The organism is Pseudomonas borbori, assembly GCF_900115555.1.
GTDB classification, from domain to species: Bacteria; Pseudomonadota; Gammaproteobacteria; order Pseudomonadales; family Pseudomonadaceae; genus Aquipseudomonas; species Aquipseudomonas borbori.
On record NZ_FOWX01000010.1, the window covers coordinates 160838 to 175653 of the forward strand.

Annotated in this window: 14 protein-coding genes and 3 tRNA genes; 15 read left to right on the forward strand and 2 right to left on the reverse strand. The window is 63.7% G+C overall.

Annotated elements, in window-relative coordinates:
* The first annotated feature begins 2 nt into the window (after positions 1–2).
* From BM315_RS09950 to BM315_RS09960, 3 genes are all read left to right on the forward strand, one after another.
* On the forward strand, positions 3–557 hold the full coding sequence (locus BM315_RS09950; RefSeq protein WP_090500409.1) for a CvpA family protein: 555 nt from the start codon (positions 3–5) through the stop codon (positions 555–557).
* A 46-nt stretch (positions 558–603) separates the two neighbouring features.
* Positions 604–2112, forward strand: coding sequence for an amidophosphoribosyltransferase (gene purF, locus BM315_RS09955; protein WP_090500411.1), 1509 nt, complete (start codon positions 604–606; stop codon positions 2110–2112).
* Between the two features lie 101 nt (positions 2113–2213).
* Positions 2214–3425, forward strand: coding sequence for an O-succinylhomoserine sulfhydrylase (locus BM315_RS09960; RefSeq protein WP_090500413.1), 1212 nt, complete (start codon positions 2214–2216; stop codon positions 3423–3425).
* Between the two features lie 133 nt (positions 3426–3558).
* Here BM315_RS09960 and gspD read toward each other — a convergent pair whose 3' ends face one another.
* Together gspD and BM315_RS09970 are read right to left on the reverse strand one after the other, a co-directional pair.
* Positions 3559–5511, reverse strand: coding sequence for a type II secretion system secretin GspD (gene gspD, locus BM315_RS09965; protein ID WP_090500415.1), 1953 nt, complete (start codon positions 5509–5511; stop codon positions 3559–3561).
* 4 nt (positions 5512–5515) lie between these two features.
* Positions 5516–6130 (reverse strand): type II secretion system protein N, encoded by a 615-nt coding sequence (locus BM315_RS09970; RefSeq protein ID WP_244527287.1) that lies wholly within the window; start codon positions 6128–6130, stop codon positions 5516–5518.
* Between the two features lie 341 nt (positions 6131–6471).
* Between BM315_RS09970 and gspE the strand changes: the two genes are divergently transcribed.
* From gspE to BM315_RS10030, 12 genes are all read left to right on the forward strand, one after another.
* A complete protein-coding gene (gspE, locus tag BM315_RS09975) occupies positions 6472–7959 on the forward strand; it encodes a type II secretion system ATPase GspE (protein WP_090500419.1) in 1488 nt (495 codons plus the stop codon).
* Positions 7960–7972: 13 nt separating this feature from the next.
* Positions 7973–9190, forward strand: a complete 1218-nt coding sequence (gene xcpS / locus BM315_RS09980; RefSeq protein WP_090500421.1) for a GspF family T2SS innner membrane protein variant XcpS — start codon at positions 7973–7975, stop codon at positions 9188–9190.
* Between the two features lie 37 nt (positions 9191–9227).
* Entirely contained in the window at positions 9228–9686 is a 459-nt protein-coding gene (gspG, locus tag BM315_RS09985) for a type II secretion system major pseudopilin GspG (protein WP_280140421.1), read from the forward strand.
* 17 nt (positions 9687–9703) lie between these two features.
* Positions 9704–10252 (forward strand): type II secretion system minor pseudopilin GspH, encoded by a 549-nt coding sequence (gene gspH / locus BM315_RS09990; protein WP_090500425.1) that lies wholly within the window; start codon positions 9704–9706, stop codon positions 10250–10252.
* Positions 10249–10641, forward strand: coding sequence for a type II secretion system minor pseudopilin GspI (gene gspI / locus BM315_RS09995; protein WP_090500427.1), 393 nt, complete (start codon positions 10249–10251; stop codon positions 10639–10641). Before gspH ends, gspI begins: the two co-directional genes overlap by 4 nt.
* On the forward strand, positions 10638–11324 hold the full coding sequence (gene gspJ / locus BM315_RS10000; RefSeq protein WP_090500430.1) for a type II secretion system minor pseudopilin GspJ: 687 nt from the start codon (positions 10638–10640) through the stop codon (positions 11322–11324). Before gspI ends, gspJ begins: the two co-directional genes overlap by 4 nt.
* A complete protein-coding gene (gspK, locus tag BM315_RS10005) occupies positions 11321–12286 on the forward strand; it encodes a type II secretion system minor pseudopilin GspK (RefSeq protein WP_090500432.1) in 966 nt (321 codons plus the stop codon). The genes gspJ and gspK overlap by 4 nt, the downstream gene beginning before the upstream one ends.
* Positions 12283–13419 carry a type II secretion system protein GspL gene (gene gspL, locus BM315_RS10010; protein ID WP_090500433.1) on the forward strand — a complete coding sequence of 379 codons (1137 nt, stop codon included), beginning with the start codon at positions 12283–12285 and terminating at the stop codon, positions 13417–13419. The genes gspK and gspL overlap by 4 nt, the downstream gene beginning before the upstream one ends.
* On the forward strand, positions 13416–13940 hold the full coding sequence (locus BM315_RS10015) for a type II secretion system protein M (RefSeq protein ID WP_090500436.1): 525 nt from the start codon (positions 13416–13418) through the stop codon (positions 13938–13940). The genes gspL and BM315_RS10015 overlap by 4 nt, the downstream gene beginning before the upstream one ends.
* A 147-nt stretch (positions 13941–14087) precedes the next feature.
* A tRNA-Val gene (locus BM315_RS10020) sits at positions 14088–14163 on the forward strand.
* A gap of 35 nt (positions 14164–14198) precedes the next feature.
* A tRNA-Asp gene (locus tag BM315_RS10025) sits at positions 14199–14275 on the forward strand.
* Positions 14276–14374: 99 nt separating this feature from the next.
* Positions 14375–14451 (forward strand) — tRNA-Asp (locus BM315_RS10030).
* The last annotated feature ends 365 nt before the right edge of the window (positions 14452–14816 follow it).

A 14816-nucleotide genomic window follows, 5' to 3' on the forward strand; every position in this document is an offset into this window, starting at 1 on the left:
TCGTGGCATTCACTTGGGTCGATTGGGCGATTGTCGCCATCATCGCCGTATCGAGCTTGATCAGTTTGAGCCGTGGCTTCGTCAAGGAAGCCCTGTCCTTGCTCACCTGGATCATTGCCGGTGTGGTTGCCTGGATGTTCGGCGGGGCGCTGTCCGAACACCTCGGCGCCTGGATCGAGACTCCTTCGGCGCGAGTGATAGCAGCCTGCGCCTTACTCTTCATCGTCACCTTGCTGGTTGGCGCGCTGGTCAATTACCTGATCGGCGAACTGATCCGCGTCACCGGACTGTCCGGTACCGATCGTCTTCTCGGTATGGTTTTCGGTGCCGCCCGTGGTGGCTTGCTGGTTGTCGTGCTGGTCGGGCTGCTCAGCCTGGCGCCGGTGCAGGAAGATCCATGGTGGCGGCAATCGACGCTGTTGCCTCATTTTTTAATGGTCGCGGACTGGTCGAAGAACCTCATTCTGGGGGTGTCCAGCCAGTGGCTTGCCAGCAGCATCAGCGCACCTGCTGAGCTGCCGTTCAAAGAAGCGCTGATGCAGCATAAACTGCCTTAAACGCATTCGGAATTAGCCTGTTTCACTTCACTAGGGGTTGCGGCACATGTGTGGCATTGTCGGTATCGTCGGTAAATCGAACGTCAATCAGGCGCTGTATGACGGCTTGACCGTCCTCCAGCACCGCGGCCAGGATGCTGCCGGTATCGTCACCAGTCACGATGGGAGGCTGTTCCTGCGCAAGGACAATGGCTTGGTGCGCGACGTCTTTCATCAACGTCATATGCAGCGACTGGTCGGTCACATGGGTATCGGCCATGTGCGCTATCCCACCGCCGGCAGTTCCAGCTCGGCCGAGGCGCAGCCCTTCTACGTCAACTCGCCCTACGGCATCACCCTGGCGCACAACGGCAACCTGACCAACGTCGAGCAGTTGGCCAAGGAGATCTACGAATCCGACCTGCGTCACGTCAACACCAACTCCGACTCGGAAGTACTGCTCAACGTCTTCGCCCACGAGCTGGCCCAGCGCGGCAAGTTGCAGCCGACCGAGGAAGACATCTTCGCCGCGGTCAGCCAGGTGCATGAGCGCTGCATTGGTGGTTATGCGGTGGTGGCGATGATCACCGGTTACGGCATCGTCGGTTTCCGCGACCCCAACGGCATTCGTCCGATCGTCTTCGGCCAGCGCCACACCGACGAAGGCGTGGAATACATGATCGCCTCGGAAAGCGTGTCGCTGGACGTGCTCGGTTTCACCCTGATTCGCGACCTGGCGCCGGGCGAGGCGGTGTACATCACCGAGGACGGCAAACTGTCGACCCGCCAGTGCGCGAGCAATCCCCATCTCTCGCCGTGCATCTTCGAGCATGTCTACCTGGCGCGCCCGGATTCGATCATGGATGGCATCTCGGTGTACAAGGCGCGCCTGCGCATGGGCGAGAAGCTGGCCGACAAGATCCTCCGCGAGCGCCCCGATCACGATATCGACGTGGTCATTCCGATTCCCGACACCAGCCGTACCTCGGCGCTGGAGCTGGCCAATCACCTGGGGGTGAAGTTCCGCGAAGGCTTCGTCAAGAACCGCTACATCGGTCGTACCTTCATCATGCCGGGCCAGGCGGCGCGCAAGAAGTCGGTACGGCAGAAGCTCAACGCCATCGAGCTGGAATTCCGCGGCAAGAACGTGATGCTGGTGGACGACTCCATCGTGCGCGGCACCACCTGCAAGCAGATTATCCAGATGGCCCGCGAGGCCGGGGCGAAGAATGTGTACTTCTGTTCGGCGGCGCCGGCGGTGCGTTATCCGAACGTCTATGGCATCGACATGCCCAGCGCCCATGAGTTGATTGCCCATAACCGCAGCACTGAAGAGGTCTGCGAGCTTATCGGTGCCGATTGGCTGGTGTATCAGGATCTGCCGGATCTGATCGAAGCGGTCAGTGGTAGCAAGAAGATCAAGATCGACAATTTCGACTGCGCGGTGTTCGACGGCAAGTATGTGACCGGCGATGTCGACGAGGCTTACCTGGACAAGATCGAGCAGGCGCGCAACGATGCCAGCAAGGTCAAGTCCCAGGCGGTCAGCGCGATTATCGACCTGTACAACAACTGACGGCAGGCTGGGCAGGCGGAATCTGTCCGGCGTTTGGCTGGTGCGCGCGGCGCACCCTACGCGGCACGGCCGGCGCTGCCGGTCGTAATGAGGTTTGCAGCATGACCGAAGAATGGCAAGCAGGGCGTCTGGATAGCGATCTGGACGGTGTGGGTTTCGACACCCTGGCGGTACGCGCCGGCCAGCAGCGCTCGCCTGAGGGCGAGCACAGCGAGGCGATTTACCCGACCTCCAGCTATGTGTTCCGCACCGCTGCCGACGCTGCCGCGCGCTTTGCCGGCGAAGTGCCGGGGAACGTCTATTCGCGCTACACCAACCCCACGGTGCGCGCCTTCGAGGAACGCATCGCGGCGCTGGAAGGCGCCGAGCAAGCCGTGGCGACTTCGTCCGGCATGTCGGCGATCCTGGCCATGGTCATGAGCCTGTGCAGTGGCGGCGACCATGTACTGGTGTCGCGCAGTGTGTTCGGCTCGACCATCAGTCTGTTCGAGAAGTACCTCAAGCGTTTCGGCGTGCAGGTCGATTATGTGCCGCTGGCCGATCTGCAGGCCTGGAGCGCTGCGTGCAAGCCCAATACCAAGCTGCTGTTCGTCGAGTCGCCGTCCAATCCGCTGGCCGAACTGGTGGACATCGCCGCGCTGGCGGAAATAGCCCACGGCAAGGGCGCGTTGCTGGCGGTGGATAACTGCTTCTGTACCCCGGCGCTGCAGCAGCCGCTCAAGCTGGGGGCCGATCTCGTCATGCACTCGGCGACCAAGTACATCGACGGCCAGGGCCGCAGCATGGGCGGGGTGGTCGCCGGCAAGGCCGAGTTGATGAAGGAAGTGGTGGGCTTCCTGCGTACCGCAGGGCCGACCCTCAGCCCGTTCAATGCCTGGATCTTTCTCAAGGGCCTGGAAACCCTGCGCGTGCGTATGCAGGCGCATTGCGCAAGTTCCCAGCAGTTGGCTGAATGGCTGGAACAGCAGCCGGGCATTGAGCATGTCTACTATTCGGGGTTGCCCAGTCATCCACAGCATGAGTTGGCCAAGCGTCAGCAGAGTGGCTTCGGCGCGGTGGTCAGTTTCGAAGTCAAGGGCGGCAAGGACGCGGCCTGGCGCTTTATCGACGCGACTCGGGTGATTTCGATCACCACCAACCTGGGCGATACAAAAACCACCATCGCCCACCCGGCTACCACCTCTCATGGTCGTCTATCGCCGGCCGAGCGGGCCAGCGCCGGGATTCGCGACAACCTGATTCGGGTGGCCGTGGGTTTGGAGGATATCGTCGACCTCAAGGCCGATCTGGCGCGCGGTTTGGCGGCGCTCTAAAGCAGCTGCGCAGACCTTGAAAAAAAGCCCCGCTCTCGTGCGGGGCTTTTTGTTGTGTGCGGATGCTGGCGATAAATGCCCATCGTAGGAGCGGCGAACTCACCCAGCGCGCAAACCCATTGCCATGCAGGCCTTACTCGCGCAGGTCGATGGCCGGTTCGGGGTCGCGATCGAACAGCTTGGTGGGGTCGCGTGGCAGGATGCCGGGGCGGTAATCGCTGCGCACGTCGCCGAGTACGCGGATGTCGCTGTACTTCTTGCCCGAGAGCGCGGCCAGGCCTGCGCCATCGCGGATCACGGTCGGGCGCAGGAATACCATCAGGTTGCGTTTGATATGGGTGTCCTTGGTTGAGCGGAATAGCCGGCCGAGCCAGGGGATATCGCCCAGCAGCGGCACTTTCGAGTCGGTCTGGGTCACGTCGTCCTGGATCAGTCCGCCCAGCACTATGACCTGGCCATCCTCGGCGAGGATGGTGCTCTTGATCGAGCGCTTGTTGGTGATCAGATCCACCGCCTGGACAGTCTGGGTGACGACGGGGGCGATGGAAGAAATTTCCTGCTCGATCTCCAGGCGCAGGCTGGCGCCTTCGTTGATATGCGGGGTGACCTTGAGGGTCACGCCGATGTCCTGGCGCTCGATGGTGGTGAAGGGGTTGTCGGCGCCGGAGGCGCTGGTGGTGAAGGAGCCGGTCTGGAAGGGGACGTTCTGGCCGACCAGGATCTCGGCTTTCTGGTGATCCAGGGTCAGCAGGCTGGGCGTCGACAGCAGGTTGCTCTTGGCGTTGGCCGACAGTGCGGTGATCAGCACGCCAAAGCTGTCGGTGCCGAGGCCGATGATGGCTCCGTCCGGCAGGTTGTTCAGGATCGGGTTGTCGATGTTGTTGCGCTGGTCCTGGATAGCCTGCAGAACAGTTCCGACCGACAGACCGGTGTTGCCGAAATTGACTCCGCCGAGACCGCCCGTGTCGCCGCGGGCATCCACCGCCCACTGCACGCCGATGGCCTCGCTGATGTCACCGGACACTTCGACGATGGCCGCTTCCACCATCACCTGGGCGCGTGGCACATCGAGCTGGCGGACGATGTCTTCGAGGGTCGCTACCAGGTCCGGGTCGGCCAGCAGGACCAGGGCGTTGAGGCTTTCGTCCGCGCGAATCAGGATGTTCTGCGGCCTGCCGATGGATTCGCCGTCGCTCTGGGGTTGCAGTCCTTCGGAGATCTCGCCGAGGGTTTCCGCCAGAGCCTTGGCGTCGTTATGCCGCAGGCGAATCACCCGGGTATTGGCCGAGCGGCTGGTCGGGCTGTCCAGCGATTGCGCCAGCGCGACCAGCTTGGCGCGTGCGGCCGGCGGGCCGAGGATGATCAGGCGGTTGGTGCGCGAATCGGCGATCACCTGGACGCCGGCCGAGGCCTTTGCCTGGCCACGTTCCAGGGTGTTGTTGAGCAGTTCGGCGGCATCCATGACCCAGGCATGCCGCAGGTCGAGCACGCTGTAATCGCGATCGCCTTTCTGGTCGAGTTGGCGCAGCAAGTCTTCGATGCGGGCGATATTGGCGCTGCGGTCGCTGATGATGATGGCGTTGGCCGAGGTGACCGCCGCCAGGTGACCGTATTGAGGAACCAGCGGGCGAATCAACGGAATGAGTTCGGTTGCCGAGCTGTGCTGCACCTGAATCAGGCGGGTTTCCAGACGATCCGGGGCGGCGCGGCCTTGTCCGGCATCGGCCTTGGCCTCGGCGTTGGGCACGATACGCGCCTGTTCGCCCTGGGTGATGACGCTGAAACCGTGGGTGGCCATCACCGAGAGGAACAGTTGATAGATTTCGCTCAGGCTCAGCGGGGTGCTCGACACGACACTGACCTGGCCTTTGACCCGCGGATCGACGATGAAGGTTTCCCCGGTGATCTGCGCGATCTGCTCGATGAACTCGCGGATGTCGGCGCCTTTCAGGTTGATGGTCCAGCTTTCCTCCTGCTGGTTGGTGCTGGGCACTGCCGGAGTGATCGCGGCATTCAGGGGCAAAGGGCCGGCGGCCAAGCCGGCGGCAAGCAGGACGAAGGTGAGACGCGAGAAGATCGGAGTCATCGGTTCAGTTGCTTTCCGTAGGCGGGTCGGTGGGTTCGGCGTCCGCTGGCAAGGTGCCGGACATCTCCATCTGCTGACGCAGGGCGTCCATGCGTTCGCGCAATTGTGTGAGGTTGTCGGCTTCCAGTTGCTCGGGTTGATCCCGCGGGTCAGCAGCGGCTTCGTCCGGCGGGTAAACCATAGCCTCATCGCTGGAGTAATTGCGCGGAAATGCCAGGCTTTCCAGACGGCCATTGCGCAGCAACTCTACGCGATCGACGTAGACCGCATGCAGGCTTACGCCGCCCACCACTTCACTGTCTACGCTGTAGCGCTGTGCCGGGTTGCCATCCAGGCGGATGATGGCACTGGAGCGCTGGGGGTCGGTATGGACGAAGCTGCCGAGCAGGGTCAGGCGCATGCTGGTGGCGGGCGCTGGCGCAGCGCTGCTCTGGCCGCCGCCGAATAATTGTTCCAGATCTTGACGGGCGGTGGAGGGCTGCAGGCTGGCTGCGTTCGGCCTGTCGAGGGCGGCCGGTGTGCGCAGCAGACGCAGCCATTCGGCGGTTTGCCAGGCCAGGCTGATGCTCATGAGCAGAATGACCGCTACGCCGAGCAGAGTGCCCGCGTGCAGTTGCATCCAGCGTCGAGTAGCCAAAAGAGGCAAGGGCATCACTCCCGAAATTTATTCTTATGTGGCGCGGCTCGCGCGTCGATCATAGACACTTGCCAAGTATTTGACAGCCCCCATTCAGGGTGGTGTGTAGCGCCATGTGATGTGCTAAAGATAGCTCAGAGATCGTGAAAGTCTCGGATGCCGTCGGCAGGCGGCCGCAGTAGGCGAGGTTTCTGTACAACCTCTCAGTATTTCCGCTCCAGGGCGGGGAATTCATAATCATCAAGCGGTGCAATCGCAGGCGTACAACGGTCAGAATCAGTCGTGATACGCCGGTCAGGTTACCGCTTCAAGGCCTATCCAGGATGAACGCACTGCCCACCGAAGCGCCCCTGCGCCGTTTGCCGTTCAGCTTCGCCAAGCGTCATGGGGTGGTCTTGCTGATCGAGGCAGATCCGCCCTGTTTGGCCCATCGCACCGCTGTCGAGCTGGTGGCGCTGGCCGAGGCCCAGCGCTTTGCCGGGCGCCGTTTACCCATGCGGTCCTTGGCCGACGAAGCTTTCGAGCAGGCGCTGGCCAAGGCTTATCAGCACGAATCCGGGGCCATGCAGCTGGCCGAAGGCCTTGGCGGTAGCCTCGATCTGGCGGCCTTGGCCGAGCAGGTGCCGGAAACCGAAGACTTGCTGGAGCAGGAAGACGACGCCCCGATCATTCGCCTGATCAACGCCATCCTTGGCGAAGCGATCAAGGAAGACGCGTCGGATATCCACCTGGAAACCTTCGAGAAGCGTCTGGTCGTGCGTTTTCGTGTGGATGGCATCCTGCGCGAGGTGCTCGAGCCCAAGCGCGAGTTGGCGGCGTTGCTGGTGTCGCGGGTCAAGGTCATGGCGCGGCTGGACATCGCCGAGAAGCGTATCCCGCAGGATGGGCGTATTTCCCTCAAGGTCGGTGGTCGCGAGGTGGATATCCGTGTCTCTACGCTACCTTCGGCCAATGGCGAACGGGTGGTGCTGCGCCTGCTCGACAAACAGGCCGGGCGCCTCGATCTGCAGCGCTTGGGCATGAGCGCGCGGGATTGCCAGGCGATGGAGGCGACCTTGCGCAAGCCCCACGGCATCCTGCTGGTCACCGGCCCGACCGGTTCGGGCAAGACCACTACGTTGTACGCCAGTCTGGTCAGCCTGAATGACCGCACGCGCAATATCCTCACGGTCGAAGACCCGATCGAGTACCACCTCGAAGGCATCGGCCAGACCCAGGTCAACACCAAGGTCGACATGACCTTCGCTCGCGGTCTGCGGGCGATTCTGCGGCAAGACCCGGATGTGGTGATGGTCGGTGAGATCCGTGACAAGGAAACCGCCGAAATCGCCGTGCAGGCGTCATTGACCGGGCATCTGGTACTTTCCACCCTGCATACCAACAGCGCGATAGGCGCCATTACCCGCCTGGTGGACATGGGCATCGAGCCGTTTCTGTTGTCGTCCTCCTTGCTGGGCGTGCTGGCCCAGCGCCTGGTCAGGGTCCTCTGTCCGCAGTGCAAGGAGGCCTTTCAGGCCGATGCTGCCGAGTGCGCGCTGCTTGGCGTGGCTGCCGGGCAGGCACCGACCCTCTATCGCCCGCATGGCTGCGACGAGTGTCATCAACAGGGTTACCGTGGTCGTACCGGGATCTACGAACTGGTGGTGTTCGACGATCACTTGCGTACGCTGATCCATAGCGCTGCAGGGGAGCAGGAGATGATCCGCCATGCCCGGACCCTGGGTCCAAGCATCCGCGAAGATGGCCGGCGCAAGGTGCTGGAAGGGCTGACCAGCCTGGAAGAAGTGCTGCGCGTAACCCAAGACGAATGAGCCGGGAACGCTAATGGCCGCCTTCGAATACCTCGCCCTCGATGGCAAAGGCCGCCAGCACAAAGGTGTGCTGGAGGCCGACAGCGCGCGTCAGGTGCGGCAACTCCTGCGCGAGCGGCAACTGGCGCCGCTCGCTGTGCAGGCGACCCGCCCCCGCGAGCAGGCTCCCGGGGGCGGGCGCTTCAGTCTGGTGCGTGGGCTGTCGGCGCGCGATCTGGCCTTGCTTACCCGCCAGTTGGCGACCCTGATCCAGGCCGCGCTGCCGATCGAGGAAGCGCTGCGCGCGGCGGCGGCCCAGGCCCGCTTGCCGCGCATTCAGGCCATGCTGCTGGCGGTGCGCGCGCGGGTGCTGGAGGGCCATGGCCTGGCCAGCAGCCTGAAAGAGTTTCCCGCGGCTTTCCCCGAGTTGTACCGCGCCACGGTGGCGGCGGGCGAGCACGCCGGGCACCTGGGGCCGGTGCTGGAACAACTGGCCGATTATACCGAGCAGCGCCAGCAATCGCGGCAGAAGATCCAGCTGGCACTGCTTTATCCGCTGATCCTGATGTGCGCCTCGCTGCTGATCGTCGCTTTTCTGCTGGGTTACGTGGTGCCGGATATCGTGCGGGTATTCGTCGATTCCGGGCAAACCCTGCCGATGCTGACCCGCGGGCTGATCGTGGCGAGCGAATGGGTCAAGAGCTGGGGCTGGCTGGCGGTCATTGTGCTGCTGCTGGGTTTTTTCGTGCTGCGCTGGGCGCTGCGCGATGAGGCGGTGAAACTGCGCTGGCATGGCTTGCTGCTGGGCGTGCCGTTGCTCGGGCGCTTGATTCGCGCCACCGATTGCGCGCGCTTCGCCTCGACCCTGGCCATCCTCACCCAGAGCGGCGTACCGCTGGTCGAAGCCTTGGCCATTGGCGCCGAGGTGATCGTCAACCGGGTGATTCGCGCGCAGGTGGTGGTGGCCGCGCAGAAGGTCCGCGAAGGCGGCAGCCTGACCCGCGCACTGGAAGCCAGTGGGCAGTTCCCGCCGATGATGCTGCACATGATTGCCAGCGGCGAACGTTCCGGCGAGCTGGATCAGATGCTCGCACGCACGGCACGCAATCAGGAAAACGACCTGGGCGCCCAGGTGGCGCTGCTGGTCGGGCTGTTCGAACCGTTCATGTTGGTGTTTATGGGCGCAGTGGTGCTGGTCATAGTGCTGGCGATTCTGCTGCCGATTCTGTCTCTCAATCAGTTGGTGGGGTAAGCAGGTGAATAGCAGGTCGTTGCAACACGCAGGTGGGATCGTCAAGACAACCGAGGCCGCTTGGCAGCGGGCTGCCCGGCGTCAGGCAGGTTTCACCCTGATCGAAATCATGGTGGTGGTGGTGATTCTCGGCATTCTCGCCGCCCTGGTGGTGCCGCAGATCATGAGCCGGCCGGATCAGGCCAAGGTGACAGTCGCCAGAGGCGACATCAAGGCCATCTCCGCGGCTCTGGATATGTACAAGTTGGACAACCATGCCTACCCGAGCACCCAGCAAGGGCTTGAAGCGCTGGTGGATAAACCCACGGGTAATCCGCCGGCGAAGAACTGGAACCGCGAGGGCTACCTGAAGCGTTTACCCATCGACCCTTGGGGCAATGTCTATCAATACCTGGCGCCCGGCACCAAGGGTGCTTTCGACCTCTATTCGCTGGGCGCCGACGGCAAGCCGGGTGGCAGCGAGCTGGATGCCGATATCGGTAGCTGGGACCTCTGATGAGGCTTGACTGAGCCATGCTTGCCCGGCGCATTGGCGCGTCCGGCCCGCTCCGGGGTTTTACCCTGATCGAGCTGCTGGTGGTCATCGTGATTCTCGGTAGCCTGATCGGTCTCGCCGTACTCAGTAGCGGTATCGCCGGTCCGGCCCGCGAGTTGCGTAACGAAGCCGAGCGCTTGGCCGGATTGATCGGTGTACTGGCCGACGAAGCGCTGCTGGATAACCGCGAGTATGGTCTGCGGCTGAGCGCAGAGGGCTATCAGGTGTTGCAGTACCAGCCCGGCAGCGCGCGTTGGCAGGCTCTGGATGACGAGCCCTATCGCTTGCCGGACTGGGCCGAGTTGAGTGTCGAGCTGGAGGGAGAGGCGCTGCAATTGCCACAGCCGGCAGCCGAGCGGCGACGGGCAGCCCCCCCGCAGCTGTTGATTCTTTCCAGCGGCGAACTCAGCCCCTTTCGTTTGCACCTGCGCGAGCGGCGCAAGGGTGGTGTGCAATTGCAACTGTCCAGCGACGGCTTCCGTTTGCCCAGGGTCGAGGTCGATAGTCCACCGGGGCGCTCGGGATGAAGGGTTGCCGAGGTTTCACCCTGCTCGAAGTGCTGGTGGCCCTGGCCATCTTTGCACTGGTCGCCGCCAGCGTATTGACCGCCAGTGCGCGCAGCCTGCAAACCGCTGCACGGCTGGAAGAGAAAACCCTGGCGATGTGGATCGCCGACAATCGCTTGACCGAGTTGCAACTGGCCGAGACACCGGCCAGCGCCGGGCGCGAGCAGGGGGAACTGGAGTTCGCCGGGCGGCGCTGGCAATGGCAGAGCGAAATCCAGGCGACCAGCGAGCCGAGCATGTACCGGGTCACCCTGTGGGTGGCGCCGCATCCGGCGCGCGGACGCCTTGGTGGCGAACTGCGCGAGCGCGCGGTGGTCAGTCTCAACGGCTTTCTTGGAGACTCGCGATGAGGCGGGCGCGTGGCTTCACCTTGCTCGAACTGCTGATCGCCATCGCGATTTTTGCCCTGCTCGGGCTGGCGACCTACCGCATGCTCACCAGTGTGCTGCGTACCGACAGCGTTACCCGTGCCCATGAACTGCAGCTGCGCGAACTGGTGCGCGCCATCGCCGCCTTCGAGCGCGACCTGTTGCAGGTTGCGCAGAGGCCGGTGCGCGACCCGTTCGGCGATCCACGCCCGGCCCTGCGTGGCGAGGCGGACGAGGTCGCGGCCGTGGAGCTGAGTCGCGCCGGCTGGCGCAATCCGCTGGGGCGCAGTCGCGCGAGCGTGCAGCGGGTGCGCTGGCAACTGAGCGGCGAGCAGTGGCAGCGCCGCTACTGGAATGTCCTCGATCAGGCCCAGGACAGCCAGCCTCAGGTGCAGCAGGCACTGGACGGGGTGACAGCCCTACGCTTGCGATACCTGGACGGCGACGGCAACTGGTTGGACAGTTGGCCGCCAACCGGAACCACTGGCGAAGCGCGGCTGATCGGGTTGCCCCGGGCAATCGAGCTGGTGCTGGAGCATCGCCGCTATGGCGAGTTGCGCCGGTTGCTGCGTCTACCCGACGTGCGCCCCGAGAGCGTGGCGCAGGCGTCGGAGGCGCAATCGCCGGATGAGCCGGAAGAGTCTGGCGAGGTGCTCGAGCCATGAAGGCGCAACGCGGTGTGGCGCTGATCACCGTGATGCTGGTGGTGGCGGTGGCGACTGTGGTGTGTGCCGGGATTATCGCGCGTCAGCAATTGTCGATTCGCAGCAGCGCCAACCAGTTACATGTGCGTCAGGCCTGGCATTATGCCCTGGGTGGCGAAACCCTGGCCAAGGCGGTATTGCGGCGCGATCTGCAACAAGGCGACCCGCGTGCGCCCGTCGACCATCTGGGTGAACCCTGGGCGCAGCCGCTGGCGCCCTTCGCCCTGGACGAAGGCGGTGAGTTGCGCGTGCGCATCATCGACCCGACGGGGCGTTTCAATCTCAACAGCCTGGTGCGCGAGGGTGCGCCCAACGACGCGGCAGTGGCGCAGTTTCGCCGCCTGCTCGCCGGTCTGCAAATCGATGCGCCCTATGCCGAGCGCCTGCTCGACTGGCTGGATGCCGATCAGGAGCCGAGCGGCAGCTATGGCGCCGAGGATGGTCAATACTTGTTGGCACAGCCTGCCTATCGCGCCGCCAACCGGGTCCTGGCCGATGTGTCCGAATTGCGCCTGCTGCTGGAGATGAACGAGGCCGATTACCAGCGACTGATGCCCTGGGTCGCCGCTTTGCCGGCGGACGCGTCCCTGAATGTCAACACCGCCAGTGCCCGGGTGCTGGCGAGTCTGGCCGAGGGATTGCCGCTGAGCACGGCCGAGGGGCTGGTTGCCCGGCGTGCGGGTCAGGGCTATGCCGATGTGTCGAGTTTTCTCGCGCAATTGCCGGGTTTGAGCGTGCAGAGTCAGGGATTGGCGGTTGGCAGCCAGTATTTTCAGGTGATCAGCGAGGTCAGTGTGGGCGATCGCCGTCAGGTTTTACGCAGTACCGTGCAGCGCGCCAGCGATGGCAGGCTGTATGTCCTATCCCGTGATCTGGGTCAGCAGGGTGTGCCGCCTGTGCCTGTCGAGGAAGTCGAGCGATGAATCGGATGTGTGTGTTTCTGCCGCCTGCGGCCTGTGCCGGCGCCTCGGCGGAGTTGCCGGTGCAGCGGGTGCGCGAAGGCGACAGCCAGTGCCTGCCGTTTGCCGAGGCGCTGGCCGGGTTGACCGAGGCCTGGACCCTGGTCCTGCCGGTCGAGGCGGTAACGGCCTGCGCCGTGCGCCTGCCGACGCAAAAGGCTCGCTGGCTGCGTCAGGCCCTGCCGTATGCGGTGGAAGAGTTGCTGGCCGAGGATGTTGAAAAGTTGCATCTGGCCTTGGGCGAGCGGCTCGCGGACGGCCGCCATCGGGTGTTTGCCGTGCGCCGCCGTTGGCTGGCGGACTGGCTGGCGCTGTGCCCGGTGGCGCCACGGGCGATCGCGATGGATGCCGATCTGCTGCCCCACCAGGGCACCCAGTTGTTGCACCTGGATTCGCGCTGGTTACTCGGCGGAGAAGGGGTGGTGCGTATGGCGCTGAGCGCCGAATCATGGCCCGCACTGGCGGCGCGTTGCCCGCATCCGCATATTGGCTATCGCTCGGCGCAGCAGGCCGGTTTGGCGCCGCTGGATGAGGGTCTGGAGCTGGCCGATGCCCATGGCTGGCTGGCGCAGCAGACGTTGAGCAATGATCTGGCCCAGGGCGAGTTCGCGCCACAGCAAAACGCGGGTCAATGGCAGCGCTGGCGTCCCTTGTTCGGCTTGCTCGGTTTGTGGCTGGTCTTGCAGTGGGGCTTCAATCTGGCTCAGGGCTGGCATCTGCAGCGTCAGGCCGAAACCTATGCCCAGGCCAGCAAGGCGCTCTACCAGGAACTGTTTCCCGAGGATCGCAAGTTGGTCGATCTGCGTGCGCAGTTGGATCAGCACTTGGCCGCGGGTGGTGGCAGTGGTCAGGGCCGCTTGCTCGGTATGCTTGCACAGGTGACTCAGGCCATAGCGGTCGACGGCGAGCGCGTGAAGGTGCAACAAGTGGATTTCAGCGACATTCGCGGCGATCTGGCCATGCAGATTCAGGCGCGCGGCTTCGCTGAGCTGGAGCGCTTGCGCGAACGCTTGCAGGCGGTTGGCCTGAGGGTGCAGCTGGGGTCGGCAAGTCGTGAGGCGGCGGGGGTCAGCGCACGCCTGGTGATTGGAGGATGAACAGCTTGAGCGAGTCGATAAAGCCATTCACTGCACAGTTGCAAGGTTCGCTGGCGCTGCAACGCTGGCGTGCCCTGTTGCCCCGTGAGCGCCTGGCCCTCGGTCTGCTGGGCCTGTTTGTGTTGCTGACGCTGGTATATGTGCTGCTCTGGCAGCCCGCACAGCAGGGCGTGACGGCGGCACGCAGCGCCTTTGCCCGGGAGCGCGCCTTGTACGCCTACCTGCAGGCACAGGCGCCGTTGGCGCGCAGCCTGGCCAGCCAGCCGCAGGTCAGCCTCGATCCGGCGAACTTGCAAGGCCTGGTTACTGCCAGTGCAGCCGAACAGGGCTTGCTCATCGAGCGGCTGGACAGCGACAGCGAGGGGTCGCTGCAGGTTAGCCTGCAACCGGCGCCATTTTCCCAGCTCCTGCGTTGGTTCACCCGGCTGGAACAGCAGGGCGTGCGGATAGCCGAGGCGGGTCTGGATCGCGCTGCGGACAACCGCGTGGCGGCAAGGCTGACCTTGAGCGTGGCATTTTAATTTGGCGTGCCTGGGCCAGAGCGGGACCTTGCGAGTCGTTCAGGCCTCGGGTCGCTATCGTGATATTTCCCGTTTTTGAGAAAAACTTTAAGCAGAGTATTGACTTAGGTTCGTCCCGCCCGTAAATTGCGCGCCTCACAAAGCGAAGGGTGATTAGCTCAGCTGGGAGAGCATCTGCCTTACAAGCAGAGGGTCGGCGGTTCGATCCCGTCATCACCCACCACTCTTTGTGATTTCGGATGAAAGTCCGACCGACGCGCAGCGGTAGTTCAGTCGGTTAGAATACCGGCCTGTCACGCCGGGGGTCGCGGGTTCGAGTCCCGTCCGCTGCGCCATATTTTCCATATCGGGTTCGCTCGGTATGAGGTAGAACGGCTGGTACAGCTGCTCTGCCCGATGAAGCAAGAGTTGTTCGGACGCAAGTCCACCGACACGCAGCGGTAGTTCAGTCGGTTAGAATACCGGCCTGTCACGCCGGGGGTCGCGGGTTCGAGTCCCGTCCGCTGCGCCATACATGAAGCCCTCAGGTAGCGATACCTGGGGGTTTTTTGTTGTGCGCCAGGCATGGCGCGTTGCGCGGAAGCGCAACCAGCTTGGCTGTGGTGGCCAGGCTGGTGACTTGGAGGTGAAAGTCCTCTACACACCCGGCAAGGGGAAGTGTTAGCCAGAGGCAAGGGTGTCGCGGGCGACTGCGAATCTGAAGGAAGCCCGAGGCAAAATGCTGGCCTGACGAACAGGAAGCGGATCAGGCGGCGTAGCGGGGTGAGGTGGCAACGTTCACTAAAGCCCAATACTTGCACGGAGCGCTACGACGTAAATCCGACAGGCATAAGCAGGAAGGTCGCGCGAATTACCCTGGGAGATCTGTTCTGCCTG